Here is a 25,845-nt window from a genome sequence, read left to right on the forward strand (position 1 = left end):
AATCTTACTAAAGTTTTTTAACATAATTTTTTCTCCATTGATTAAACAATCTAAAGTTATAGCAAATATGTAAATAATTTATTAAGATATTAAACCCATTTAAATTGTTATTTTTGTAATAGATTATACCCCCACACATAACTTTTGCGAATGTTTTTTGTATATAATAGATATGAATCACAATCAGATTGGATCGGTTAATTTCTATAGAAATATTATAAATACCCATATTCACTTTATGAAGAGCAATGAAATTTTAAGATTTTAATATTATGTATTTATAAATAATTTAAAATATAAAAATGCACACTTATTTAAAGAATTATCAGATATCAATAATGTTAGAGTTTTATAAAGATATTTAATTTATAAAAAGCCTTTGAGTTTTAGATATATTTCAATAAAGCTAATTAGGTGCGACAAAATTTTAAATAGCTTTTATAACGTATATTATTATAAGTACAGAAATTTATGAATATTTAAATTAGAACATGATGGAGCTCGATTATAGATCTTATAAATGTCTAAATCATCAAGCCCCATTTTAAATATTCATACATTAATTCGTTTTGCATAAACTGGCAAAATATTGTTTATAATTAGTCTTTAGTATCATATAATTATTAACTACAAATTTAGTTAATACAAATTTATGTTTTTATTTTTTGAAAAATCCTCTAGTTTTAATTTATATTGTCTACATTACAAGTAGATTCTTTATCAAAGAATAACAAATTTTTCTTATTTATATAAATATCTATATAATCATTTTGCTTTAATAAGGTTTTCTTATAATCTGTTATTATAATTTCCCTATCTCCCAAGAGTACATATATTATTTGATGATCTCCTAAATTTTCAATTATATTGATTTTGACATTTAAAGGAATTGATTCTTCAAAAGGTGTAAAATGTATCTCTTCTGGTCTTATCGCCATTTTTACTTCTTTATACTTAGCTAAGTTAGGATTTCCCAAAGAAAATTCTTTATCATCTAAAATACCATAAATCTTATTATTTTTATTTATTAAAGATATATCTAAAAAATTAATTTGAGGTGATCCTATAAATCCAGCCACAAAAGTATTCACTGGTTTATGATATAGATTGTATGGAGTATCTACTTGTTGGATAAATCCATCCTTCATTATTACAATTCTATCACCTAGAGTCATTGCTTCTGTTTGATCATGAGTAACATATATAAATGTTGTATTTAGAGACTTATGAAGCTTATTTATCTCTGTTCTCATTTGGCCTCTCAACTTAGCATCTAAGTTTGAAAGTGGTTCATCCATCAAAAATACTTTAGGATTTCTCACGAGTGCTCTACCCAAAGCAACCCTTTGCTTCTGTCCTCCAGATAATTGCTTAGGTTTTCTATCTAAATATTCTTCTATTTGAAGAAGTTTTGCAGCATTGGTAATTTTTTTCTTTATTTCTTCCTTATCAATTTTATCATTTTTTAGGGCATAAGCCATATTATTATAAACTGTCATATGAGGATATAGGGCATAATTTTGAAATACCATAGCTATATCTCTATCTTTTGGAGAAATATCGTTTATCACTTTTCCATCTATCGATATTTCACCCTCTGTTATATCTTCTAGTCCAGCTATCATCCTAAGGGTTGTAGATTTTCCACAACCCGAAGGACCAACAAAAACTATAAATTCATTATCCTTAATTTCTAGGTTAAAATCGGTTACAGCCTTATAGCCATTTTCATAAACTTTGGATAAATTTTTAAATAAAAGGTTACTCATATTAAATTTCTTCCTTAAACTCTACCATCTTCTTATTGAGTCTGCTATCTTCTGCTGCAAAGCACATTAAGTGGCTTAGTACGGATTCTCTTGCTCCACTTAGTACTTCTGCCTTGTCTCCTTTGATTGCCTTGTAGAAGGCATCCATTAGTCCATAGTCTCCTCCACCATGACCATGTTCTGCTTGGACTTTGTAGGTTGTGAAGGTGTCTTCCTTAAATCTTCTGATGGTTATTTCATTTGTGTGGTCATCTGCTATAAGTTCTCCTTTGGTTCCCATTATTTTGATGTTTCTGTGAACTTCATTGGAGAAGGCTGATAGGTTGAATACTACGTTTACTCCATCTTCAAAGTCTATGGCTATGGCTTGGTGATCGCATACGGTGTTATTGCTTTCGTATACGCATATTCCATAAGGTCCTTCTTTTAGGGCTTTTTCTAGACCTTCTTGACTTGGGTCATCTGTTACTACGTTTCTCCAGCCCCTACCTTTGTTTGAGCTATAGAAGTCTTTTGATGAGAATACGCAGGTGTCTTGGTATTTACAATCGAGGCACCTTGAGCTTGCTCCTTCTGGTTGGTTTTCTTTTGTGAAGTAGGAGAGGTGGCCATAGGCTGATAGGCTTAATGGTTTTTTTCCTATGAAGTAGAGGAGGATGTCCATGTCATGGCATGATTTTTGTAGGATTAGTGGTGAGCTTTTTTCTGCGTTTGACCAGTTTCCTCTTACGAAGGAATGGGCAAAGTGGTAGTAGCCTATGTTTTCGTTATGGTTTATGCTCATTATTTTTCCTATTTCTCCCTTATCAAGAAGCTCTTTTATTTTTTTGTATAGTGGAGCGTATCTTAATACATGGCAGATCATAAAGACCCTATCCATGTTTTCGGATTTTTTGGCTATATCTACTACTTCTTTTTTGTTTCCACTAATTGGTTTTTCGAGTAGGACATGGACAGGATAGTCTAATACTTTCATTGTTGTCTTGTAGTGGTCTCTATCATTTGTCGCAATTATTATTGCATCACAGAAGACTTCTTGGTCCATTTTTTTGAAGAAGTCTTCAGTAGATGAGAAGATATATTCTTCATCAAGGTCAACTTCTTTTCTTATTTTTTCTAGTCTTTCTTCATCTATATCGCATACAGAGACTAGTTCCATTTCTTCGTTTTCTCTTATATAAGGATAGTATGCTTCATATCCCCTATTGCCTGCTCCTATTACTGCTACTTTAATCATTTTTTCATCCTTTCGTTCCACTATTTGCTAAACCTTCAATAAATTGTTTTTGGAATAAGGCAAAAGCCAAAATCATTGGCCATACAGCCAAAACAGCACTTGCCATATAAACTGGGTAATTTGTAAAATGTTGACCTGATAAATTTGCTATTCCAACAGATAAAGTATATTTTTGTGGAAGAGTATTAACTATCAATGGCCACATCAGATTGTTCCAGGTAAATAATATACTTGTTATAACTAAGGCTACGATACCTGGTTTTACTAACGGAAGACATATGTCTTTAAAAATTTTAAAAGTACCTGAACCATCAAGCCTTGCCGCTTCTTCCAATTCAATCGGGATTTTTAAGAAAAACTGTCTCATTAAAAATGTACCAAAAGCTGAAAACAAGCTTGGAAGAACCAAAGCACTTATAGTATTTAATAGTCCTAATTTTGTCATTATTTGAAATTGTGGTACCAAGAAAATTTGTGAAGGGACCATCAAAACAGATAATATGATGACAAATATTATATTTCTACCTGGAAAATTTATCCTTGCAAATGCATAGCCAGCCATAGTACACATTATAACCTGACCTATACTTGTAATTATAGTATATAGGATTGTATTAATGTATAGAGTTGGGAAATTCATTATCTCTATAGCTTCACTATAATTTTCAAACATAGGTTTTTCTGGAAAAATTTTAGGTGGTATCATTGTTGACTCAGTTAAGGTCTTTAATGATGTTAAAATCATCCAAATAAAAGGGAAAATTGTAAATATAACCCCTATTATTAAAATTGTGTGGATTAATAATTTTTTTAAACTTTTATTCATTTTATTCATTCCATTTCTTTTGCAATTTTAGTTGTACAAATGTTATTACGAGAATTATAACAAACAAAATACAAGCTATAGCCGCTCCATATCCCTTTTCTCCAAAATCAATAGCATATTGATAGAAAAGATAAACTATGGACATAGTGTTTTTTATAGCTATATTATCTTTCCCTATCATAAGATATACTAAATCAAACATTTGTAGAGAACTAATGAATGATGTAATAAGCACAAATGTTATAGTAGGTGCAAGTGATGGTATTGTAATAGTAAAAAATTGTTTTACTGGGCTTGCTCCATCTAGTGTTGCTGCCTCATAATAAGTCTTTGGTATAGATTGTAATCCAGCCAAAAAATATACTACATTCATTCCTATTCCCATCCACACTCCTACTAGAATCAGTGCAAACATGGCTGTATCAGGGTCCGCTAAAAAACTTCTAGGCTCAACATTGAAAACAGCTAATATTTGATTCAAAAGACCATACTGACCGTTATATATCCATTTCCAAATCATAGCTGTAGCTGCTGGCATAGTTACTGCTGGTAAAAAATACAAGGTTCTATATATTCCTATTCCTTTTATCTTTTGATTTAATAAGTTGGCAATCACCAATGATATAATAACGATTGAAGGAACAGTAAATATAGTATATATAAAAGTATTTTTTAAAGCTATGTATATATCTGGATTTTTCAAAATATCCTTATAATTACTAAGACCTACCAATTCGTAATTTCCAAAGGAATTCAAATTAGTAAAAGAAAAGAAAACATTTTGAAAAAACGGAATTATATAGAATATAGTAAGACCTATAACAACAGGACTTATCATTATAAAACCCCATTTTATGGCCTCTCTATTTAAGTTGCTTCTTACTTTTTTCATCTTATTTCTCCTCTTGAAGTTTTACATTAATTTCCTCAGCCAATTCATTAAGACCTGTATCTACATCTTTTTGTAGAGCAAATATCTCATTTAGATACATTGTTTCCAAGTAATTCCATTTAGAAGTATTCTTACTTATCGGATAAGGCTTAGCATATTCTAATTCATCAATATATGCCTTAAGGTTGATGTCGGGGTAAGCGTTTGTCCAAATTTCTAAAGAAGCTTCGTTGGCTGGTATAACAGCACCACTCTTAGCCCACTTATCATTAACTTCCTTACTTGATAGATATGCTAAAAACTTCTTAGCATTTTCTTTATTCTTACTTTGTGATGATAATGCATAAGAAAGACCATGTATTGTAGCTGCTCTTTCTTTTAGCTTAGGCATAACAACTAAGTCTACTTTATCTTTTATATTCTCACTATTCATATATTCTGGTACATTCCAGCTTGCAGAATATATCATAGCAAGCTTTCCAGCTTTAAATAGCTCTACAGCACTTGTATCAGTTTGAGTTTGTATATCTGGTGATAGACCATCTTTTAATAAATCAATCCATATTTGTGTTGCTTCAATAGCTTCTTTACTATTGTATCCACATTTTTTCGCATCTTCTGAAATTATATATCCACCATTTTGAGGAATTGTGTCGTAGAGTCCTTCTTGAGTAGCCGCTTGAGAAGCTATAGCCCAAATTCCTTCATCTGGATTATTTAATTTTTCAGCAGCATTTTTTAAATCATCCCAAGTCCAGTCATTAGTAGGGTATGGAACTCCAGCATTATCAAAAATTTCCTTATTGTACCAAAGAGCTGTTAAATCCCAATCTTTTGGAAGTCCATAAAGTTTTCCTTCGTAAGTATATAGGTCTATTAAAGCATCTGGTATGTTGGATAAATCGATTTCTTTATTTTCAACTAAATCATCTAAAGGTTCTAATACATTGTTAGATGCAAATTTTTGAAAGTTTGGACCATTCATAAAGAATATATCCGGCATTACAGAACCTGAATATTGTGTTTCTAATTTAGTGAAATGATCTTTAAATGAAGCCATTTCTATTTGAACCTTAATATCAGGATTTTCTTTTTCAAAATCTGCTACAATTTCTTTCATAACCTTTTCTTGGTTGGTATCCCACATAGAAAGCCTTACAGCTTCATCACTATTTTGCTCTTGTTTTGATTGCCCTCCATTGGAAGAACAAGAACAAATCATAGTACACAGGGCTAAACCTAGCAGTACTTTAAAATATTTCATATCTCCTCCTTAATTATAAAATGATATGGTAATTATCTTAGAACAATTATAAAAAAAAAAAAAACGTTTGTCAAATCTTTGCATGTATTTTTTTCGATACCATATAAATTTTTTGACATTTGTTAATTATAATGGGATTGATTTCCTAATACCGATCACTATAGTAAAGCGATTCCTATGGTGTGATTAAGAAAAGCAGACGGAAAATTAAATAGGCAGAAGTATGAAAATTTCGATGTTAAAAAGTTGTTTTCGGTCGTAGAATTGGTCTTTTTCGAGTGAAAACCAAAGCTTTCGCCTTACATCTCCTTGGTACATGGATAGACACAAATTCTTTAGGGAATTTTCAACATAATGTTTATATAAATCAAAACTAAGATAATAAAAATGAGGTCATAGAATATTTAAATAAGAATAGATCTGAGATGCGGAATAAGAATGTTCCTTACAGTCTAGATGAAAATCCTGACACTAATTTAAGGGATTTCTTGTGGGATAATGGATTACTAGCAAGGAAGAATATGTAAATTCTATATCTTTATCAAAGGCTCTAGAAAATATTGCCCTCCAAAGGGCTTTTAAACAAATTCGATTAAGAAATTCTTTAATCAAAGCAAGACCTTATGAATCAAGAATTTTTTGTAGCAAGTCTTCCAGCTCTTTCTAGTAACGATGAGATTCTAGCTGCAAATTCCATACCTATAAGTGCAAATGTTTATTTTGACCGCTCTTATGAAGAACGCCCTTACTTCTTGACACGCGAGGGGTTCATAATAGCGATAATAGAGATATTTCCATATTATTTTGAATCAAGCATACAAGTCTATGCCTTTTTAGCAATTAACTTGGTTAGAGATAATCATAAGTTTACTTATGGTAGTTGAGAGTTTTTTTAGATATTTGGATTATTTGTTATAGTCATAAAGTAAAATCCCGAGCTTATTGCCCGGGATCTTTTACTTGGAAGTATTAGCTGCTAATTCTTTTTCTTCTTTTTTCTTCCTTTCTTTGCTTATGTTTCTAAAAACTAGTCCCTTTTGTCTTACTGATATTCTGATGGTTTCGTCTCTATTTAGTTTGCCATCTAGAATCTCTTCTGCCAGTCTATCGTCTATCATTTTTGTTATATGACGTTCTAGTGGTCTTGCTCCATATTCGCTATCGAAGCCTCCTTCTGCGAGGAGTTTGACTACCTTGTCGTCATAGATTATATCAAGGTCAATGTTATTTAGTCTAGCCTTGGTCTTCTCTAGCATTAGGGCTGATATTTGGTCTATATCTTTTTGGTCTAGTGGCTTAAACATAATGACTTCGTCTAGTCTGTTTAAGAATTCTGGGGCGAAGCTATCTTTTATGGCCTTAGTTATGATTTCACTTGTTCTTTCTTCGTTTATTTTATCGGTGTCACGAGTTTCAAAGCCTATGGTCTTGTTTTCTTTTAGACTCCTTACTCCGACATTTGAGGTCATTATTATGATGGTGTTTTTGAAGTCCACAGTCCTACCTTGCCCATCTGTAAGTCTTCCATCGTCTAGGATTTGGAGGAGGAGGTTAAAGACGTCTGGGTGGGCCTTTTCTATTTCATCAAAGAGAATTACTGAGTAAGGATTGGTTCTTACAGCCTCTGTTAGTTGGCCTCCCTCTTCATAGCCTACATATCCCGGAGGTGATCCGACTAGCCTTGATACTGCAAATTTCTCCATGTATTCACTCATGTCCATCCTTATGAGTTTATCAACTGATCCAAAGAGGGACTTAGCTAGGGACTTGGCTAGGTAGGTCTTACCCACTCCAGTAGGTCCTACAAAGATAAAGGAGCCTATTGGTTTTCTAGGGTCTTTTAATCCGACCCTTGCTCTTTTTATGGATTTTGCTACAGTATCTATGGCCTCGTCTTGACCTATGACGCTTGTTTTTAGGTCTTGGTCTAATCTTGCGTATTTTTGTTTTTCATCTTCTGTAAGTTTTTCTACAGGAACATTGGACCAACTTGCAACTATGGATGCTATGTCATCATAAGATATATATAGTCTTTCTTGGTTGTTTTCTTCTTTTTCCTTGGCTATTTCCATATCAAACTTGGTTTGGTTAATTTTATCCCTTAGTTCTGCTGCCTTCTCGAAGTCTTGGTCCTTAACTGCTTGCTCTTTCCTCTCCTTTAGCTCTTCTAAGTAAGCTTCTGACGATGCTTCTGGGTTTTCCTCTTGGTAGGCCTTGATTCTAATCTTTGATCCTGCTTCATCTATTAGGTCTATGGCCTTATCTGGTAAGTACCTATCTGTTATATACCTATCGGATAGGGTTACTGCTGCATCTACTGCTTCATATGGTACATCTACTCCATGGTGATCTTCGTATTTGTATTTGATTCCTTCTATGATTTGCCTTGCCTCATCTAGGCTTGGCTCTTTAACTAGGATTGGTTGCATACGACGGCTTAGAGCTGGGTCTTTTTCTACGTGTTTTCTGTATTCTTCTACTGTTGTAGCTCCCATAATTTGAATCTCACCCTTGGCAAGGATTGGCTTTAGGATATTGGCCGCATCCATACTGCCCTCAGCAGCTCCAGCTCCTAGGACCATGTGGAATTCATCTATAAATAGGATAATATCATCTCTCTTGCCTAGTTCTTCAAATAGTTTCTTGAGTCTATCTTCAAAGTCTCCCCTGTATTTGGTGCCTGCTATCATTGATGCAAGGTCTAGGCTTAGGATTTGCTTTGAAGATATGATTTTTGGCACTTCATTGTCGACTATTCTTTGGGCGAGTCCCTCTGCTATGGCAGTTTTACCAACACCAGGTTCTCCTATGAGGATAGGGTTGTTCTTGGTCCTCCTCATTAGGATTTGGATAACTCTCTCGATCTCGCTATCCCTACCTATAACCGGGTCTATCTTATTGGCCCTAGCTTCTTCGTTGAGGTTCTTTGAGAACTTGCTAATATTTTCTGAAAAATCAGACTTTGATGGGGAATCCTTGTAGACTCTCTTGAGCATTGCCTCAAGGTTCTTGCCTACCACATCCTTTTCTACTCCTGATAGGAGGAACATTAGGTTGGTAAAGGAATCATCATCCATAAGGATAGCTTTAAGGATATCTTCTTCATTTACTAGGGTTCCCTTCCTATCACTTGCAAGTCTTTTAGCTAGGTCAAAGATTTGCCTTGCTTTCTTAGTGTATTCTGTGGCAGGAGCTGTAGAATTGCCCCTTCCTATATTATTTATTACAATTGATCTAAATAGGTCGTAGTTGGCCCCACTTTGCTCTAGGGCCTTGCTTGCTATAGAGCCTGTTTTCATCAAGGCTAAAAGCAAGTGTTCGCTACCTATATAGTCGTGGTTTAGGGAATAGCTTTCTCGTCTTGCTTGCGATGCAAGTCTTCCTAATCTATTATTCTCCATTATCTTCCCTCCATATATGATCTTAGAAATTGATACCTTTCTTCATCCCTATTGTCCTTGTACTTCTTCTTGCTAAGGTTAAAGATTAGGTAGTCAATTTCATTTGAGCTGAGCTTGGTTTCATAATCAAGGGCCCTATATTTTTTTAGCTCATACAAGGCCTTGAGGATTATATCCAAGTTCTTTAGTAGACCCATAGACAAGTTACTTACTATAAGGTCTATCCTATCTTCTATTTCTTCGTCTTTTATGCCATTTAAGGCCTGATAATCTCTTCTAAACCTTCTCTCATTTCTAACTAGGGTATCTAGGACTTCTTCAAACTTCCTAACATACTTAATAAAGTCTTTCCTGTAATTTCCAATATTTTTTAAAATATATAGACCCTTTATATCATTTTTTATATCTAAGGGACTTTCGCTACCTATATAGATTCCATCGTTTATTAGAGCTTGTTTTAAGCCAAAGTAAGCCTCATATGATCCAACGAGTCCAAAGAGGAAGGTCTCTACAAAAATCTCTAGGCCACTTCCCGTATTTCTAGCATCTGAAGTTAGGTAGCCATACTCAGGGGAGAAGGCAAAGTCAATTATCCTATCGAGGTCCTCTTCGACCTGCCTTGACTTATCGAGGGCCTTCTTCATATCCATATTGAAGTCCATGATATTTATTGCCACATGGTCCCTATCGTTTATGGTCAAGACATAGTCATCCTCTATAACAACTGCCATCTTGATGGACCTATCATCATAGTCTTCGCTTAGGGCAAAGGAAGAGATAAGCTTATTTAGGAAGGTCTCGTCCAAGTCTTCTAGCAAGACTAGCTTTTCCCCATAGATATTTCTAAAGATATCTATGACCCTTTCACTATCTTCTAGTGTCATGGTTGCCGGAAAGTCCAAGCCCTCTATATTTCTTCTAAGAGTAAGGTTAGAATTTAATATAATATCTTTTGTGTACTCTATCAATTTTGCACCTTCGTATTAAGCTCATTTATCTTTTCCTTGATATCCGCTGCCCTCTCATAGTCTTCAGTTTCAACTGATTGGTTGAGTTTTTCTTGCAAGTCCTTGACCTTGATAGCAACTTCTTTAAACTTCCTATAGGCTCTTGGATAGCTTCCCTCATAGGTGGAATAATTGTTATAGGTCTTTAGGATCTTATTAGTAAGCTTCTTATCAAGCTTGTAACAATCACTACAGCCAAAGATTCCTGCCCTTATATTTGATAGGGAATTGCCACAGGATGGACAAGTCTTATCAGAAAGCTTGCTAAGCATATCATAATTATAGTTGTTTTCTCTATATTTAAAATCATAATAAGAATCTATAATCTCATCAAGGCTTGGGACGAATTTTTTCATAAAGTTCATGATTTGTTCACCTTGTTCCTTCCTAGATCCCTTAAAATTACCATCTTCATCGAAGTAAGTTTTTCTTAATTCCATGGCACAATCTCCACACAAGTGGTAGTCATGGTCTACTCCGTTGATTATTGCCTTTACATTCATTACAGCTTCGTTCTTGCCGCATTTATCGCATTTCATAACTAACTCCTTGCCATAAGGCTTAACAAAATATACTTTATAATGTCAGACCTTAGAGCCTTCCTCTTGATCTTATCTTCTACACTCGCAAGGGCCCTATCGCTTGTGGCATACTTGGCCATCAAGTACTCATTTTCACTAAAATATTCTCTCTTATATAGGTCCTTAAATAGGCTCTCAGCATTAGCCTGACTCATTTCCTTCTTAAGGTTTTTAACTAAATAGGGGATATAAGAATCTTCATCGACAATGGTCATAATCTTAATAAAGCCATTGCCACCCCTTTTACTTTCTATGATATACCCATTAAGGGGAGTAAACCTCGTAGAAAGCACATAATTTATTTGACTTGGAGCGCAGTCAAAACGAACCGCTAGCTCATTTCTTCCTATCTCGACCATCCCATCGCTGGTTGCTTCAAGCATGGCCTTAAGGAAGTCTTCTATATCTGATGTAAGAGCCATATTATCACCCATCTTTCTCTTATCTTATTAAGTAATATTTTCTATAAAAAGCTTAGTCAATATATTGACTATCTCTGACCTTTGTTTTATAAAATAAAGAATCAATATGATTCCTAGTAAAATTGTACTATATAAAGCAGCTTTTGCAAGCCACTCTATATATCGACAATATTATCTATCGTCCCTATCCCCAAATAAGAGGAAGAGCCTCAAGAATTGTAGGGCTGTTGATAGGGTTGCAGCGACATAGGTTAAGGCAGCTGCCCTTAGCATAGCCCTTGCGTGGTCTACTTCTTCTCCTACTAGCATCCCACTATCTCTCATAACAGCTATAGCCCTCCTAGAAGCATCAAACTCTACCGGTAGGGTTATTAGCTGAAAGATAAGCATAAAGGAAAATAGTAAAAGTCCTATGTTGATAAATAATTGGTTAGCCATAAACAAGCCCAAGAGTATCAAAGGGAAGGAAAGGGATGATCCAAAGTTAACTACAGGAACTATAAGGGACTTAAGTTTAAGTGGCAAAAATCCTTCCTTATATTGGATAACGTGGCCACACTCATGGCAGGCTACGGCAATAGAGGCAATAGATGTATCCTTCAAAGTGTGATCAGACAAGGCGATTTGCTTGGTAGCAGGGTTAAAATAATCGCTCATAGATCCCCTCACTTTCTTGATTGATATATCATTATAGGAATTGACATCCAAAATATATTTAGCAGCATCTAGGCCTGTTATTGATTTTTTGCTTTTGATTTTGCTATATTTAATAAAAGCACTTTTTACCTTGGCTTGAGCAAACATGGTTATAATTAAGCCCAGCAAGACTAAAAGGTAGGTCTTATCAAAATAAAGACCCCTATACATATATGGTCCGAACATATTAACCTCATTTCTTTTTTTATATTATACTAATAACTTATAATTTAAAAAGTAAGAGGCCGCTATAAACTGCGACCTCTTTCATAGAAAAGAATAAGTTAGTCCTAGTTTTCTAAGGGAAAACTATAAGGAATTAATAATGAAAAACCTAGCTATTTAATAGCTGATTATATTATAGCACCTTTTTTTGATTTATGCAAACTTTTTCTTAAAAATATTTTTCTGATTTTCTTATCCCCATAATAAAAACAAGGATTATTAATTACTTACTAGTCTTCAAAGGCTTTAGCGTTTTCACTGCCGCCTATTATAAAGAGGACATCTCCCTCTTCGATTACAAAATTAGGCCTTAGGTCCATATCCATCTTCTTATCCCTCTTGGCCCCTATGACTGTCATCTTGTACTTGTTTCTAAAGTCAAGCTCTACTAGAGATTTGCCTATCCAGTCTTCGTGGGCCTTTACTTCTATAAGGGAATAGTCGCTTGATATCTCGATTAACTCTAGGAGATTGGATCCTGCTATGGACCTTGCTAGCCTCTCCCCTGTATCAAGCTCAGGAAAGACTATTTGATCTACCCCGATTTTCTTTAGAATCCTAGCGTGGACTAGGCTCTTGGCCTTGGCAATTACCTTCTCTACCCCACTGTCCTTACATATAAGGGTTGCCTCTATGGATGACTCAAGGTCTGTACCTGTAGCTATAATAGCTACATCATAGTTGCTTATACCGAGGGACTTAAGAGCTTGCTCTTCCCTTATATCAGCTTGAACTGCATTTGATACATATGATGCTATCTTTTCTACCTTGTCATAATTCTTATCTACTACTGTTACATAAATACCACTTTCAAATAGTTTTGTAGCCACTTGGCTACCGAACCTTCCTAGTCCTAGGACTATTACATTCTTTTCCATAGCCTTACCTCCTAACCTATACTAATAAAACTTTCTGGATACCTGATCATTCTTTTTTTACTCTTTATTCCAAAGGCAAAGGCCATGGTCATTGGGCCGACTCTACCAAGATACATACATAGGCCAATTAAAATCTTTCCTAGATTGGATAGTCCACCAGTTATTCCTCTACTAGCTCCAACTGTCGCGAGTGCTGATACAGTTTCATAGAGGATATCTACTAGATCAAAGCTCTCGCTAAGAGTCAATATAAAGCTTACCAAAAACACTATAGATATTGATATCATAAATATGCTAAGGGCATTCTTTATAGTTTCTTCTCCTATGTGCCTATTAAATACTACAGGCTCCTTCTCCTTTTTGATAACTGAGATGGTCGCAAGAACTAGGACTACAAAGGTCGTTGTCTTTAAACCTCCGGCAGTAGATCCAGGAGATCCTCCTATAAACATCAAAACCATGAGTAATAATACTGATGAATCCTTAATCCTCGCAAGGTTTACAGAATAAAAGCCAGCAGTTCTAGCAGATACAGATTGAAAGAGGGACTGATAAATGGCCCCCTTTAGTCCTTCTCCTTCAAGTACTCCCCCATCAAAAGACTCTATCATAAAAAATCCAAAAGCCCCAAGGAGTACCAAAATTATGCTCACAAGGATTACAAGCTTAGAGTGGGTAGACAAGTTCTTGAAGGTCCTCTTATAGTATATTTCACTAGTAACAATAAAGCCTAGACCACCGACAATTACAAGAGCCATAAGGGTTATATTTACAAGGCCATTATTCCTTAGAGGATAAATAGAATCTCCCATAATATCAAAACCAGCATTACAAAAGGCAGATATTGAGTGGAAGATAGAAAACCAAATTCCCTTGCCTAACCCATAAGTTGGTACAAAGTTAAAGCTCAACACCAAGGCTCCAAGACCTTCTGTTATCATAGTAAAAGCTAGGACATACTTAAACAACTTCACCATCCCTTCCATACTATTTACATTTAGCTGCTCCTTTAGGATTGCCCTGGACTTGATGCCAATCTTCTTTCCTAAAATAAGAGGAATGATTGATGCCAAGGTCATTATCCCAAGACCTCCTATTTGGATCAAAATCAAAATAACAAGCTTGCCCCAAAAATTCCAATGGACAGCAGTATTTACCGGTGTAAGACCAGTTACACAGGAGGCACTTGCTGCCACAAAGAAAGAATCAATTAGGCCCGTCCTCTCTCCAGTATTTGTAACAAAGGGAGTCGTTAATATTAGTCCCCCTAGGCTAATCAAAAGTAAAAATCCAAGAGCCAAGATAAAGGTAGGATTTTCCTTAGCCTTATTTATTTTCTTTACAATAATATTTTTTTCCATAATTCCTTCTTCATAAGAGTATATAAGAGTATCTTATCAAGTGATAATTTTACATCTAAAAAATACTTTGTCAAAATTTTATTTCTACAAAAATGGGTAAATACTTACTAAGACTATTTATCAAGACTAATAGAAAGGGTAAACGATGAGAACTTATTACTTTAGAGAAAAACTTATTAAAATAACTGATAAATATCCTATCTTGGATGAGGATAAAGATCCTGTTTTTTATGTCGAGCAAAATTTTAGGCTAGTTGGATTCAAAGAAAGGGTCTACGACTTAAATAAAACTGAAATTATCACTATCAAGAGAAAACTTGTATCAATCTTTCCAACCTACAATATCGAATTTGCCAATGGAGAAGAGATGATGGTCAAGGCCAACCTAAGCCTAATCAAAAGGTCGGTAGATGCAGTCATCAAGGGTGGCAAACTAAAAGTAAAGGGTAGTATCTTCGACCATGAGTTTAAGGTAGAATTTGACAATGAGCTAGTAGGTGAAGTTTCAAAGAAATTCTTCTCCCTAAGGGACTCCTATACCCTAAAAGTATATGATGAAAAATATACCCTCCACCTCATAGCCCTCTGCCTATGCCTAAACAATATGCAAGATATAGACGAAAAAAAAGAGGAAGATGATTAAGGAGTAAGTATGGAAGTATCAACAATAACAAATTACATCAAGAACCTAGTAACAACCCCAAGCCCAACAGGATTTACCAAACTTTGCGAAGGATACCTAATCGATGAATTGACAAAACTTGGCTATGACCCTTACCAAAATAACAAGGGTAATGTTATAGTTCCTATAGTAGAAGGAGATGCTAATGGACTCTTGCTATCTGCCCATATAGATACCCTGGGCCTTATGGTAAGAAGCATCAAAGAAAACGGAAGACTAAGGGTTACTAACCTCGGCGGCTATCCCCTAGCCTATGCCGAAGGGGAAAATGTAAAAATCCACACCAGGGATGGCAAGGAATATAGTGGAGTCTTTAGACTAAACGAGCCTGCAGTCCATGGGTCAAGGGCTCCCTATGATGAGAAACGTGATGATACCACTATGGAAGTTGTAATAGATGCTATCACTAAGTCAGATAAGGAAACAAGGGAGCTTGGTATATCCCCAGGAGACTTCATCTCCCTCGATCCTAGATTTAGGATAGACAATGGCTTTGTAAAGTCTAGACACCTTGATGATAAGGCAAGCGCAGGAGTCTTGTTAGCCCTTGCCAAGGAGGTCAAAGAAAAAAATATCGAGATAAACAGACCCCTCTACCTAGAATTTACCATCTACGAAGAAGTAGGTCACGGGGCAGCTTCTGGCCATCCAGGAGGGATAAGGGATATGGTAGCAGTGGATATGGGAGTTGTCTATGATGACTTAACTGCTGATGAAACTATGGTTTCAATTTGTGCAAAGGATAGCTCCGGCCCTTACAATTATGACCTAACAAATGAGTTAATAGGAATAGCCAAGGACCTAGGCATAGACTACGGAGTAGATGTCTATCCTTTCTATGGATCAGATGCCTCTGCAGCAGTCTCTTCAGCCAACGACTTCCGTCACGCCCTCCTTGGAGCAGGAATTGCAGCAAGCCATGGCTATGAAAGAACTCACGAAAAGGCACTAATCTCCCTTTTTGATTTATTGGTAAATTTTATTCAAAAATAATTTTGATAATAGGTGATTTTATTATATAATAAAAGTAGCAAAAGGGAGTAGCCAAATTATTTAATCGTCAGAACGGATTAATCCCGGTTAAATAAACCCTGAGGTGGCAAGACTTTTGGCTTTGTGCCAGAGGTCTTTTTTATATCTTTTTTTGCAAAATTATTATGGAGGATTTATGGACTATAAAGGAAGTATAAAAGAAGTAATCAAAAAACTCGATAGCGATCCAAAACGCGGTCTTACTTCAGAAGATGCAGCCAAGAGATTTGAAAAATATGGCCCAAACAAGATTGAATCGTCTAACAAAAAATCAATGCTCGCTAAAATTGCTGAGCAGTTAGTCGATCCTATGGTAATTCTATTAATAATAGCTGCAATAGTATCTGCTTTTACAGGAGATGTTGTAGAATGTATTATCATAGTGGCCATAGTTGTAATAAATGCAATCATGTCTATCATTCAAGAAGGGAAGGCTGAAGATTCTGTAGAAGCTCTACAAAAGATGAGCTCGCCTGAAGCGACTATTATCCGTGATGGATCCAAAAAAATTATAAAAGCTGAAGAAATAGTTCCTGGAGATATAGTTATCATAGAAACAGGTGATATTATCCCTGCAGATATGAGACTTATCCAATCATCAAACTTAAAAATCGACGAATCATCCCTAACAGGTGAATCAGTAGCCGTAGAAAAAGACTATAGGGCAGAATTTGATTCAGATGTAGGTATAGGTGATAGGGACAACTTTGCCTTCTCTTCATCAATAGTAACCTACGGTCATGGAGTTGGTCTTGTAACTGGAACAGGTGAAGATAGTGAAATTGGAAAGATCGCAACTAGCCTTGATGAGGTAGAAGATAAGGACACACCACTACAAAGTCAACTCAAGAGACTATCCAAACTCTTGGCAATCTTAGTTGTAATTGTTTGCATCCTAGTATTTGCCGTTGGATACTTTAGAAGTGAGATGAACCTATTAGATAACTTCATGGTAGCTGTCTCCCTAGCAGTTGCAGCCATACCAGAAGGTCTAACAGCAGTTGTTACCATAGTTTTATCAATCGGTATGAACCGTATGGCTGAGAGAAAGGCCATAGTTAAGAACCTACTTTCCGTAGAAACCCTAGGTTCAACTACTGCCATCTGCTCAGATAAAACAGGAACTCTTACACAAAACGAAATGACCATCAGAAAGGTCTTTACAGATGGCAAGGAATATGAAGTAGAGGGATCAGGATATGAACCAAAGGGAGAAATCAGAGACTCCAGTGGAGAAGTTGTAAATGATGATAAAACCATCAAGCTCCTTATGAGCATATCTACCCTTTGTAATGATGCCAACCTCCTTAGAGAAGAAGGTCAATACAAGATAACAGGCGATCCTACAGAAGGAGCTATGCTTACCCTTTCTGAAAAATGGAATATAAACCAAGAAGATCTAAACGAAAAATATCCTAGACTAAACGAAATCCCATTTGATTCTGACAGGAAGATGATGACCACCTTCCACGAACTAAAGGGTAAATACTATGCAGCAACCAAGGGTGCTCCTGACGTTGTAATAGGAAGGTCAACCAAGATCCTCCTCAATGGAGAGGTACAAGACTTCACAGAAGAGCTTAAAAACAAGGTCCTAGAAGAAAATACTGCTCTTGCATCAAACGCCCTTCGTGTTATGTCCTTTGCCTTTAAGCCAGTAGATAGCGTAGAGGGAGATTTAACTAGTGAAGAGATCGAAAATGATATGATCTTTGTGGGGCTTGCAGGAATGATAGACCCACCAAGACCAGAAGCCAAAGCAGCCGTAGCAGAGTGCCACAAGTCAGGAATAGATGTCTTCATGATAACAGGAGACTACTTCGAGACAGCCCTTGCCATAGCCAAGGACCTAGGAATAGCATCTTCTCGCGACCAAGCCATCGAAGGAAAAGAGCTTAACAACAAGTCTGATGAAGAAATTCGTGAGATAGTAAAAACCAAGAGAATCTTTGCCAGGGTATCACCACAAAACAAGGTTCAACTTGTAAAGGCCCTCCAAGAAAATGGAGAAATAGTTGCCATGACAGGTGATGGTGTAAATGATGCTCCAGCAATAAAGAATGCCGATATAGGTATATCAATGGGAATCACAGGAACTGATGTTGCCAAGGATACCGCAGGAATGATCCTAGTTGACGATAACTTCGCAACCATAGTAAACGCAGTCGAAGAAGGAAGAGTTATCTTCTCAAACATCAAGAAATTCGTATCCTTCCTCCTTTCTTGTAACATAGCCGAAGTCCTTATAGTATTCCTATCAATCCTATTTGGTCTACCAAGCCCACTTACCCCAATCCAACTCTTATGGCTTAACCTAATAACAGATGCCTTCCCAGCACTTGCCCTAGGTGTAGAGCCAGCAGAACCAGGAATCATGGAAGAAGAACCAAGAGATCCTAGTGAGTCCATCATATCAGGACCTACCAAGTTCTCCCTAATTAGCCAATCTATCTATATAACTCTAGCAGTGCTACTTGCTTATATAATAGGGCTCAAATTCATCTTCCCTGGATCAATCGAGGGTGCTCACACAATGGTATTCGCAACACTTATCACAAGTGAATTACTAAGGGCCTTCTCAGTTAGAAGTACAAGATATACCCTTAAAGAACTAGGACTTACATCAAACAAGTCCCTCATTAAGGCAGTACTTTTATCATTTGCCCTATTAATCATAGTAATGTATGTACCATTCCTAAGGGACCTATTCGAAATAGTATCCCTAACCTGGCAATGGATACCGGTAATAATCCTTGCCCTAATTCCACTAGCCCTAGGTGAGGCTACCAAGGCGATTAGAGAAAAAAAGGATAATTAAAAATTAACAAAATAAATGGATGCAAGCTATATCCGGCAAGCATCCATTTTTCTTTTGCATTTATAGGCCCAAGACAATCCCAAGTAAGGCCCCAGCTCCTATTATATAAATAGGACTTAGCTTCTTAAATTTAAACAAGACAAATAAGAATATCCCAAAGAGGACCAAGGGAAGAAACCTAAACAAGTCAAAAATATTTAGACTCACCCTAAAGCTATCAAAGTCAAACAAACTTATAATAAGGACCTCACTCATAGCTCCAAGGATAAGTCCAGCTGTTGCAGGTCTTAGGGTAGAGAAAATATCCTTAACAGATTTAGAAGTCTTAAACTTATCCATCATCTTGGCTATTATCAAAATAATAATAACAGGTCCTGCCACAAGAGAAAGAGTCGCAGCTATTCCACCCCAAAAACCATGGGCCTTGATTCCTGCAAAGGTCGCCATATTTATCCCTATAGCTCCAGGAGTGGACTCAGATACAGCTATCATATCCAAAAGCTCATTTGAGCTATAAAATCCAAAGCTCTCTCCGATCTCATATAAGAAAGGAATGGTCGCCATCCCTCCACCTACTGCAAATAGACCAGCCTTAAAAAACTCCCACATCAACCTAAGCATTTTTACCCATCCTTCCTAAAACAAAACCTACAAAGCCAACAACAAGTACAACTACTATAGGTGATAGCGAAAATATCCCTATGGCCACAAAGGTCAAGAAGAAAATCAAGAGCTTAAACTTCGTATCGGCATTCTTCCTTAGCATATTTATCACAGAATAAAGGACAAGGGCGCACACCGCAATCCTAATCCCAGCAAAGGCATGTTGAACTAAAGCAAACTCCGAGAAGGTCTCCAAAAACTTAGCAATAAGGGTAATGATTATAATAGATGGGGTTATAAAACCAAGGGAGGCTATGACCCCTCCGAGGTTTCCCCCAACCCTATGGCCACAGAAGGTCGCAGTATTAATGGCAATAATCCCTGGCGTCGATTGACCTATAGCATAATAATCCAAAATCTCATCAGAAGTCGCCCACTTCTTCTTATCAACTACTTCCCTTTCCAAGAGAGGCAGCATGGCATAGCCTCCTCCAAAGGTAAAAAATCCAAGCTTTACAAAAGTTAAATACAATTCTACAAATTTATTCATAACATCTCCTTAGGTCAATTATATAACAAAATCCTTGTTCAATAAAGGAAATTAAAAGAGTATAGTGTATGCAAGAAAACAAAAAGACGACTTAGGAGGAATAATGAAAGCAATATTATTTGACGTAGACGGAACATTACTTGATAGTATGGGAGTATGGAAAAACCTAAACAAAAACTTCCTAGCCAAATATAACTTCACTGTCCCTAAACTAAGCAAGGAAGAAAAGGGCAAGCTAGAAGCCTTGTCCATAACAGATACAGCCATCTTGATAGCAAAAGACATAGCAAAAGATATGACCCATGAAGAAATCTTAGATTATTATAGAAATTCTTTGGATAAGTCATATAGCTATGACGTTTTACCAAAAGAAGGGGTAGAAGACCTATTAAAAAATATCAAGAACCTAGGAATAAAAATGGCAGTCGCATCCTCAACTGACTACACCTACCTAGAAAAAGCCTTTAAGAGACTAGGAATCTTCGACTACTTCGACTTCTTTGCCACACCTGATATAGTTAAGTCCCAAAAATCAAAAAGCGACTTCTGGGCCTATTGCATAGCAAAACTCGGATGCGAACCAGAGGAAATCGCCCTCTTCGATGATGCCCTCTACGCCTTAAAGGCAGCAAAAAAAGAAGGCATAAAGACAGTGGGCATAAAAGACTTCCCCTACAACAAAAGAGAATGGGACGATATACAAAAAGAAGCCGATACAGTCCTAGATAAGGCAAGTGATATAGATATAAAATCAATATAATATACTTTTCCCGAAAAGTTGGATCACAAATCCAACTTTAGGTATTTTATATAGATTAGTAATTTTTGATTATAACTTCATTAATTTTACCACGTTTTTTAGAGTTAGAATTTATCATTCTGTTAGCACCGACAACTATAATATTATCTTTATAATTTTTATACAATTCATAGACTATAGGAGAAGACGAATTGGAAAGCATTACATAAACACCCTTTTTGTCCAACTCTATAAAAGTATCTCTTAATTTCTTTTGATCTTCTAAAGAAAATCCATCTTTAGTATATGAAGTAAAAGAACTACTTTCTGATATCGGGATATAAGGAGGATCAAAATATACGAAATCACCTTTTTTGGCATCAGATACTGCTTCAAAAAATTGTGTACTTAATATTTTGATATTTGTATTATTTAAATATTCACTTATTTCTCTGAGCAAACTTTCATTAACAATTTTTGGATTTTTATATTTACCATAAGGTACATTAAATTGCCCTTTTCTATTAACCCTATACAGTCCGTTAAAATCGACTCTTAGCATGTACATTAGTCTAGCAGCTTTCTCCGTACTGCATAAATTTTTATATGAAATATTTCTGTCAATATCTCGAACCTTTAGATAATATTCTTTGCTATTATTTTCTTCATGTATTTTTAATAGGTATATTAAATTGTCTACATCATTTTTAATAGCCTTATAACAAAGCATTAAATCTTCATTCAAATCATTTATGACTGCATTTTGGGGCATCAAATCAAAAAAAAGTGCACCACCACCTACAAACGGCTCATAATAAGTATTATAATCCACTGGTAGATTGTCATTTAACTCTCTAAGTAGCTGTCTTTTTCCACCAGTCCATTTAGTAAAAGGGATCAATTTTTTTCTATTCAATATATTCCTACCTTAATAATAAATCATTAAGAAAATCATCCTCAATCATTTTAAGATTAAAAATATTTTCTATATTTTCCATAGCTTCTTCTAATGGTATTTTTGAGCTTTTCCATCCTTGACCATCAGTTATCCAAACAAATACGACATCATCATTTGAAGTATTGACTAGGTTATTAAGGGTTTGAAATTCTCCAGATACAGACTTGAGTTTTGAACCCCCTCCTCCATAATAGTTTGTTTCAAATACATAAAGTTTATTTTTTTCTTTATCAAATAAGACTCCGTCAAATCTTCTTTTTGACTTATCGACAGGGACATTTATATTCCATTCTTTTAAAATTTTATCTGAAGTAGCTTGTTCCATGTGTTCAAATTTAAATTTTTCAGATATATCTTCAAGTATTCTTGTTAAGATTTTCTCCATATTAGTACCAGACCTATTTTTTCTAGCATTGGTGTCTAATCCTGTCTCAACACCATAAACATAATCTACCAAGCTTCTCTTAGCGTCTTTCTTCAAAAAATCTAACAAGCCCGATTTTTTTAAAAAGTCAACATATTTTTCAATATTATTTGTATCTATATTATGAAAATTTAAACTTTCTATTTCCATATTCTTCCCTTTTAGAAATAGTATATCTATTTTACTATCCCTACAAGCTATTAATGAAGGGATCGCTTTTAGTAAGTTTGGTTGAGAGGTAAATAAATTAGTAGCTTCTTCTACTATGTTCTCTTTTCCAATTAAATAATTTAATGTATTTAGTTCCACCTCGTATTTTCTTGTATTATTAACAACCTTCTCCCAGTTCACAAAAAAATCAGGTGTTTTATTTGTTACACTTAAAGTATCAATAAAATACTTTATCTTTTCATTAGTTTTTAAATTTTGGTACTCGCTTAAAATCATATTTAATTTCCTCAATTATACTTATTATTTATTGTAAAAATCAGTCTGTTTTTAGCTATATCATAAAATTCTTTTTCTTTCTCAATTCCTATTGCTCTTCTATCTAATTTAATACAAGCTTCTAGGGTAGTTCCAGAGCCCATAAAACAATCAAGTACAAGATCATTTTCAGCAGATGATGCTAATACTATTCTTTCAATTATACTTATAGGTTTTTGAGTTGGATGGTAGCCAAATCTTTTTTCTTTTTTTGAAACTGTAGATGTTGTCCGTACATCTTTCATTTGCTTTCCGTTGTTTAATTCTTTCATTAATTCATAATTAAAATAATGCTTACTTTTAGAACTTTTTTTTGCCCATAAAATAGTTTCTGTTGAATGGGTAAACATCCTACAAGATAAATTAGGTGCTGGATTTGTTTTTTGCCACGTTATATTATTTAGTATCTTGAATTTTAATTTGTTCATAAGATATCCTATATAATAAATATTGTGCATAGTTCCAAACACCCATATACTACCATTTGGTTTTAATATTCTCTTTGATTCTTTTAAAAATTCAAAATAAAACGTCTCTACTGGAATTTTGGCTTTGTCCCAATCGCCTTTATTTACGGATGATACTTTGCCAGATTTACAAGTTATGCCATCATTAGATAAAAAATAAGGAGGATCTGTAACTATAAGATCTATACTATCGCTTTTTATTTTTGGCAATACAGTAAAAGCATCTTGATTAAATATGACTGTTTTTTTATCTAATTTTTCCATTCTAATATGCCCCACCTTATAACTACCTTAAATAATTGGATTTGATATTTATATAATAACAATAATAAAAAATATAGTCAAAAATGAAATTAATTCTTCTAATTCAATTTTAGATAAATCTGTTTTCTTTGGGTAATATTTTCTTAGTACTCCATTCGAATTTTCGTTAATTCCTCTTTGCCATGCTGAATATGGATCAGCAAAGTAAAAGTCAATTCCTAGCTTTTAAGCTTCAACATAACAAGAAATTCTTTACCTCTATCTGAAGTAAAACTCTTCAAAGATTCTTTTGGAAGTGAGTGATATAGTTTTTTTATTGTTTCAAAGATAGAAGACTTACTTCTATCTTACATTGGTAATGCTATATAAAATCTTGTTTTTCTATCAACGAATGTAGCTAAGCATCCTTTACTTTTTCCTCTAGATGATACTCCTGTATCTAATTGCTAGTGTCCAAACTCTACTCTTTTCTTGACTTTGATTGGTCTGTTTCTTATGGATGTTCCAAGGTTAAATCTGCCTCGAGTTTCCTTAGTTTTTCTTGATTTTCCTTTTCTTCTAAGTTTACTTATGTCAAATTGAATTCGTCCTGAATAAAGCCAATTGTATATAGTCTTAAAAGAAACTACACCTTTTAATACAGTAGCAGCAATTTGTTCTGGAGACCACTTACAATTCAATTTCTCAATGATTTTATCTTTTATTTTTTCTGTAACTTTGCTTTTTCTTCCTTTATGTGAAGATTTGGCATCTCTATCTTTGCTTGCTTCTATAGCCGAATAAGTGTTATTGCATCTTTTTAACTCTCTAGAAATAGTCGAGTGATAAAATCCAAGAATTTTTGCTATTGTTCGTAATGATACCCCCTCTTGTTTTAATACCTCTATCTTATTTATACCTCTATCTTATTTCTATCATTTAGGCTAAGATGTATATAACTCATATAAACCTCCGTAAATGTTTTTGTCGTTATTACATTTTATACGAAGTTAGTATGAGTTTTTTCTTACATATACTGTCGCATTTGATTTTACACGTTATAAAACTTATAAAGATTAAATACTTTCGATTGAAATTTGATAATAATATCAACAAATTACAAAACAACTTAAGGATTATTTGTACTTTATTTCCAATATTTTCTTACTCTTTACTTAATAATATTATATTGCCTTTGTTATTAATTTAGGGTCTATAACATATCGTGTTGGTAATGGTTATTGATGATTTGTCACTTTTTATAATTCGATTTTTAAAAAAAGAAGACATATTTAATCATTTACCTTATGATTGAATTAGCTACAACAAAACATTAAATCAGATTAAATATGTCTATTTCTTATTTTTTTACAAATTTGCTAAATGTCAAAGACCCTAATATAGAATTTTAGAATGCTATTGACCATAAGGTTATTAGGAGAGTTAAGTATTCGCTTATTAATGCTAACCAATCATTCTTGTCCTAATTTCTCTTGTAAGACTTTTATTATACTCTTATTATTTACTTGAAGAAATAAAATATGTTTTGCAAGTCTTATGGTCGTTATTTTCTTGTTTCTTCTATTATTGTTGATGAGTATTGTTGTATTTCCAATCAAGTTAAGAGGTCTATTTTATTCGCTCTTACTACGAAGGTTTCTATAAATGATATGGCTTTTGATAATTTTGTTTCCTCCTATACTATTTCCAGGGTTTTAGCTAAGTTTGATAATTGTTTTTTACCAAGACGATTTGACAAAGAGCCTTAATTTATATATTACACCCTATATTTATATGATATAATTTTTTATATTTCTTATTATAAAAAAATATATGAACAAATTACCTAATCCATGGTATAAATCAAAAGGTAAAGAACTTAAATATAAAACACAAAAATTATTCAACCCTGTTAATAACAGACTTTGTAAAATCGTAATAAAAAATCCGTAAACAAAGCCTGATAAAAACATAATAAGAGAAATATAGTAACTATTCTTATTAGCAAATTTATTAAATGTATAAGCAAATATTATCACTACAAAATAAGACAGTATCTGTAAAATAATCCAAAAATCCGGACTTATCAAAAAATCGCTTATTATCAAAACCAATGTACTTATAATATTTGCCTCACACATCTTTCTTTTAATTGCATAATAAACAACCATAGGTGTTAAGATTTGAACATTGGGTAATACTCTAACATATACTCTAAATATTACACAAATAGCTATAATAGCGGCAAGCCTACATATATCTTGTGCTTTTTTCATAAATCCTT

At 34.4% G+C, this 25,845-nt stretch carries 23 protein-coding genes; 5 read left to right on the plus strand and 18 right to left on the minus strand.

Going from position 1 to position 25,845, the window contains the following annotated elements:
• Positions 1-683 precede the first annotated feature (683 nt).
• From ugpC to MUN42_RS08960, 5 genes are read right to left on the minus strand one after another with little or no spacing between them, the layout of a single operon-like run.
• Positions 684-1,769, minus strand: coding sequence for a sn-glycerol-3-phosphate ABC transporter ATP-binding protein UgpC (ugpC, locus tag MUN42_RS08940; RefSeq protein ID WP_243344483.1), 1,086 nt, complete (start codon positions 1,767-1,769; stop codon positions 684-686).
• 1 nt (position 1,770) lies between these two features.
• A complete protein-coding gene (locus MUN42_RS08945) occupies positions 1,771-3,006 on the minus strand; it encodes a Gfo/Idh/MocA family oxidoreductase (RefSeq protein WP_243344485.1) in 1,236 nt (411 codons plus the stop codon).
• A gap of 4 nt (positions 3,007-3,010) precedes the next feature.
• The gene (locus MUN42_RS08950; RefSeq protein WP_243344487.1) at positions 3,011-3,841 is read right to left on the minus strand and encodes a carbohydrate ABC transporter permease; all 831 of its coding nucleotides are present in this window, start codon (positions 3,839-3,841) and stop codon (positions 3,011-3,013) included.
• Positions 3,834-4,724 (minus strand): sugar ABC transporter permease, encoded by an 891-nt coding sequence (locus MUN42_RS08955; protein WP_243344490.1) that lies wholly within the window; start codon positions 4,722-4,724, stop codon positions 3,834-3,836. The genes MUN42_RS08950 and MUN42_RS08955 overlap by 8 nt, the downstream gene beginning before the upstream one ends.
• Position 4,725: 1 nt before the next feature.
• Positions 4,726-5,988 carry a sugar ABC transporter substrate-binding protein gene (locus MUN42_RS08960; protein WP_243344492.1) on the minus strand — a complete coding sequence of 421 codons (1,263 nt, stop codon included), beginning with the start codon at positions 5,986-5,988 and terminating at the stop codon, positions 4,726-4,728.
• A gap of 623 nt (positions 5,989-6,611) precedes the next feature.
• On the opposite strand from MUN42_RS08960, the gene MUN42_RS08965 reads away from it, so the two are divergent.
• A complete protein-coding gene (locus MUN42_RS08965; RefSeq protein ID WP_243344494.1) occupies positions 6,612-6,872 on the plus strand; it encodes a hypothetical protein in 261 nt (86 codons plus the stop codon).
• A gap of 72 nt (positions 6,873-6,944) precedes the next feature.
• On the opposite strand, the gene MUN42_RS08970 is transcribed toward MUN42_RS08965, so the two are convergent.
• The 7 genes from MUN42_RS08970 to MUN42_RS09000 form a co-directional block, all read right to left on the minus strand.
• Positions 6,945-9,389: an ATP-dependent Clp protease ATP-binding subunit gene (locus tag MUN42_RS08970; RefSeq protein WP_243344495.1), complete on the minus strand. Its 2,445-nt coding sequence runs from the start codon at positions 9,387-9,389 to the stop codon at positions 6,945-6,947.
• The gene (locus MUN42_RS08975) at positions 9,389-10,357 is read right to left on the minus strand and encodes an ATP--guanido phosphotransferase (RefSeq protein WP_243344498.1); all 969 of its coding nucleotides are present in this window, start codon (positions 10,355-10,357) and stop codon (positions 9,389-9,391) included. The genes MUN42_RS08970 and MUN42_RS08975 overlap by 1 nt, the downstream gene beginning before the upstream one ends.
• Positions 10,354-10,935 carry a UvrB/UvrC motif-containing protein gene (locus tag MUN42_RS08980; protein ID WP_243344499.1) on the minus strand — a complete coding sequence of 194 codons (582 nt, stop codon included), beginning with the start codon at positions 10,933-10,935 and terminating at the stop codon, positions 10,354-10,356. The genes MUN42_RS08975 and MUN42_RS08980 overlap by 4 nt, the downstream gene beginning before the upstream one ends.
• Before the next feature lie 2 nt (positions 10,936-10,937).
• A complete protein-coding gene (locus tag MUN42_RS08985; protein WP_243344500.1) occupies positions 10,938-11,411 on the minus strand; it encodes a CtsR family transcriptional regulator in 474 nt (157 codons plus the stop codon).
• 159 nt (positions 11,412-11,570) lie between these two features.
• On the minus strand, positions 11,571-12,281 hold the full coding sequence (locus MUN42_RS08990) for a zinc metallopeptidase (RefSeq protein WP_243344501.1): 711 nt from the start codon (positions 12,279-12,281) through the stop codon (positions 11,571-11,573).
• Positions 12,282-12,550: 269 nt separating this feature from the next.
• Positions 12,551-13,198, minus strand: coding sequence for a TrkA family potassium uptake protein (locus MUN42_RS08995; RefSeq protein ID WP_243344502.1), 648 nt, complete (start codon positions 13,196-13,198; stop codon positions 12,551-12,553).
• 11 nt (positions 13,199-13,209) lie between these two features.
• On the minus strand, positions 13,210-14,559 hold the full coding sequence (locus MUN42_RS09000; protein ID WP_243344503.1) for a TrkH family potassium uptake protein: 1,350 nt from the start codon (positions 14,557-14,559) through the stop codon (positions 13,210-13,212).
• Positions 14,560-14,704: 145 nt separating this feature from the next.
• Here MUN42_RS09000 and MUN42_RS09005 point away from each other — a divergent pair, with 145 nt between their 5' ends.
• The 3 genes from MUN42_RS09005 (at position 14,705) to MUN42_RS09015 (ending at position 19,091) form a co-directional block, all read left to right on the plus strand.
• Positions 14,705-15,202 (plus strand): LURP-one-related family protein, encoded by a 498-nt coding sequence (locus MUN42_RS09005; protein WP_243344504.1) that lies wholly within the window; start codon positions 14,705-14,707, stop codon positions 15,200-15,202.
• Positions 15,203-15,211: 9 nt separating this feature from the next.
• Positions 15,212-16,234, plus strand: coding sequence for a M42 family metallopeptidase (locus MUN42_RS09010; RefSeq protein ID WP_243344505.1), 1,023 nt, complete (start codon positions 15,212-15,214; stop codon positions 16,232-16,234).
• A gap of 175 nt (positions 16,235-16,409) precedes the next feature.
• The gene (locus MUN42_RS09015) at positions 16,410-19,091 is read left to right on the plus strand and encodes a cation-translocating P-type ATPase (RefSeq protein WP_243344506.1); all 2,682 of its coding nucleotides are present in this window, start codon (positions 16,410-16,412) and stop codon (positions 19,089-19,091) included.
• Between the two features lie 60 nt (positions 19,092-19,151).
• Here the strand turns inward: MUN42_RS09015 and MUN42_RS09020 are convergent, their stop codons facing one another.
• Entirely contained in the window at positions 19,152-19,712 is a 561-nt protein-coding gene (locus MUN42_RS09020) for a chromate transporter (RefSeq protein ID WP_243344507.1), read from the minus strand.
• On the minus strand, positions 19,705-20,244 hold the full coding sequence (locus tag MUN42_RS09025) for a chromate transporter (RefSeq protein ID WP_243344508.1): 540 nt from the start codon (positions 20,242-20,244) through the stop codon (positions 19,705-19,707). Before MUN42_RS09025 ends, MUN42_RS09020 begins: the two co-directional genes overlap by 8 nt.
• A gap of 103 nt (positions 20,245-20,347) precedes the next feature.
• On the opposite strand from MUN42_RS09025, the gene MUN42_RS09030 reads away from it, so the two are divergent.
• Positions 20,348-21,004, plus strand: coding sequence for an HAD family phosphatase (locus tag MUN42_RS09030; RefSeq protein ID WP_243344509.1), 657 nt, complete (start codon positions 20,348-20,350; stop codon positions 21,002-21,004).
• Between the two features lie 55 nt (positions 21,005-21,059).
• On the opposite strand, the gene MUN42_RS09035 is transcribed toward MUN42_RS09030, so the two are convergent.
• From MUN42_RS09035 to MUN42_RS09050, 4 genes are all read right to left on the minus strand, one after another.
• On the minus strand, positions 21,060-21,899 hold the full coding sequence (locus MUN42_RS09035) for a DNA adenine methylase (protein ID WP_243344510.1): 840 nt from the start codon (positions 21,897-21,899) through the stop codon (positions 21,060-21,062).
• Between the two features lie 7 nt (positions 21,900-21,906).
• Positions 21,907-22,812 carry a type II restriction endonuclease gene (locus MUN42_RS09040; protein ID WP_243344511.1) on the minus strand — a complete coding sequence of 302 codons (906 nt, stop codon included), beginning with the start codon at positions 22,810-22,812 and terminating at the stop codon, positions 21,907-21,909.
• An 11-nt stretch (positions 22,813-22,823) separates the two neighbouring features.
• Positions 22,824-23,582 (minus strand): site-specific DNA-methyltransferase, encoded by a 759-nt coding sequence (locus MUN42_RS09045; RefSeq protein ID WP_243344512.1) that lies wholly within the window; start codon positions 23,580-23,582, stop codon positions 22,824-22,826.
• A gap of 1,769 nt (positions 23,583-25,351) precedes the next feature.
• A complete protein-coding gene (locus MUN42_RS09050) occupies positions 25,352-25,837 on the minus strand; it encodes a hypothetical protein (protein ID WP_243344513.1) in 486 nt (161 codons plus the stop codon).
• Positions 25,838-25,845 lie beyond the last annotated feature (8 nt).

It is taken from the genome of Anaerococcus sp. AGMB09787 (assembly GCF_022808955.1).
In the GTDB taxonomy this organism is placed as follows: domain Bacteria; phylum Bacillota; class Clostridia; order Tissierellales; family Peptoniphilaceae; genus Anaerococcus.

Bases quoted from the DNA above. Each gene is read 5' to 3' on its own strand.
- ugpC (WP_243344483.1), bottom strand. From the start codon at position 1,769: ATGAGTAACCTTTTATTTAAAAATTTATCCAAAGTTTATGAAAATGGC.
- MUN42_RS08945 (WP_243344485.1), bottom strand. From the start codon at position 3,006: ATGATTAAAGTAGCAGTAATAGGAGCAGGCAATAGGGGATATGAAGCA.
- MUN42_RS08950 (WP_243344487.1), bottom strand. From the start codon at position 3,841: ATGAATAAAATGAATAAAAGTTTAAAAAAATTATTAATCCACACAATT.
- MUN42_RS08955 (WP_243344490.1), bottom strand. From the start codon at position 4,724: ATGAAAAAAGTAAGAAGCAACTTAAATAGAGAGGCCATAAAATGGGGT.
- MUN42_RS08960 (WP_243344492.1), bottom strand. From the start codon at position 5,988: ATGAAATATTTTAAAGTACTGCTAGGTTTAGCCCTGTGTACTATGATT.
- MUN42_RS08965 (WP_243344494.1), top strand. From the start codon at position 6,612: ATGAATCAAGAATTTTTTGTAGCAAGTCTTCCAGCTCTTTCTAGTAAC.
- MUN42_RS08970 (WP_243344495.1), bottom strand. From the start codon at position 9,389: ATGGAGAATAATAGATTAGGAAGACTTGCATCGCAAGCAAGACGAGAA.
- MUN42_RS08980 (WP_243344499.1), bottom strand. From the start codon at position 10,935: ATGAAATGCGATAAATGCGGCAAGAACGAAGCTGTAATGAATGTAAAG.
- MUN42_RS08985 (WP_243344500.1), bottom strand. From the start codon at position 11,411: ATGGGTGATAATATGGCTCTTACATCAGATATAGAAGACTTCCTTAAG.
- MUN42_RS08990 (WP_243344501.1), bottom strand. From the start codon at position 12,281: ATGTTCGGACCATATATGTATAGGGGTCTTTATTTTGATAAGACCTAC.
- MUN42_RS08995 (WP_243344502.1), bottom strand. From the start codon at position 13,198: ATGGAAAAGAATGTAATAGTCCTAGGACTAGGAAGGTTCGGTAGCCAA.
- MUN42_RS09000 (WP_243344503.1), bottom strand. From the start codon at position 14,559: ATGGAAAAAAATATTATTGTAAAGAAAATAAATAAGGCTAAGGAAAAT.
- MUN42_RS09005 (WP_243344504.1), top strand. From the start codon at position 14,705: ATGAGAACTTATTACTTTAGAGAAAAACTTATTAAAATAACTGATAAA.
- MUN42_RS09010 (WP_243344505.1), top strand. From the start codon at position 15,212: ATGGAAGTATCAACAATAACAAATTACATCAAGAACCTAGTAACAACC.
- MUN42_RS09015 (WP_243344506.1), top strand. From the start codon at position 16,410: ATGGACTATAAAGGAAGTATAAAAGAAGTAATCAAAAAACTCGATAGC.
- MUN42_RS09020 (WP_243344507.1), bottom strand. From the start codon at position 19,712: ATGCTTAGGTTGATGTGGGAGTTTTTTAAGGCTGGTCTATTTGCAGTA.
- MUN42_RS09025 (WP_243344508.1), bottom strand. From the start codon at position 20,244: ATGAATAAATTTGTAGAATTGTATTTAACTTTTGTAAAGCTTGGATTT.
- MUN42_RS09030 (WP_243344509.1), top strand. From the start codon at position 20,348: ATGAAAGCAATATTATTTGACGTAGACGGAACATTACTTGATAGTATG.
- MUN42_RS09040 (WP_243344511.1), bottom strand. From the start codon at position 22,812: ATGATTTTAAGCGAGTACCAAAATTTAAAAACTAATGAAAAGATAAAG.
- MUN42_RS09045 (WP_243344512.1), bottom strand. From the start codon at position 23,582: ATGGAAAAATTAGATAAAAAAACAGTCATATTTAATCAAGATGCTTTT.
- MUN42_RS09050 (WP_243344513.1), bottom strand. From the start codon at position 25,837: ATGAAAAAAGCACAAGATATATGTAGGCTTGCCGCTATTATAGCTATT.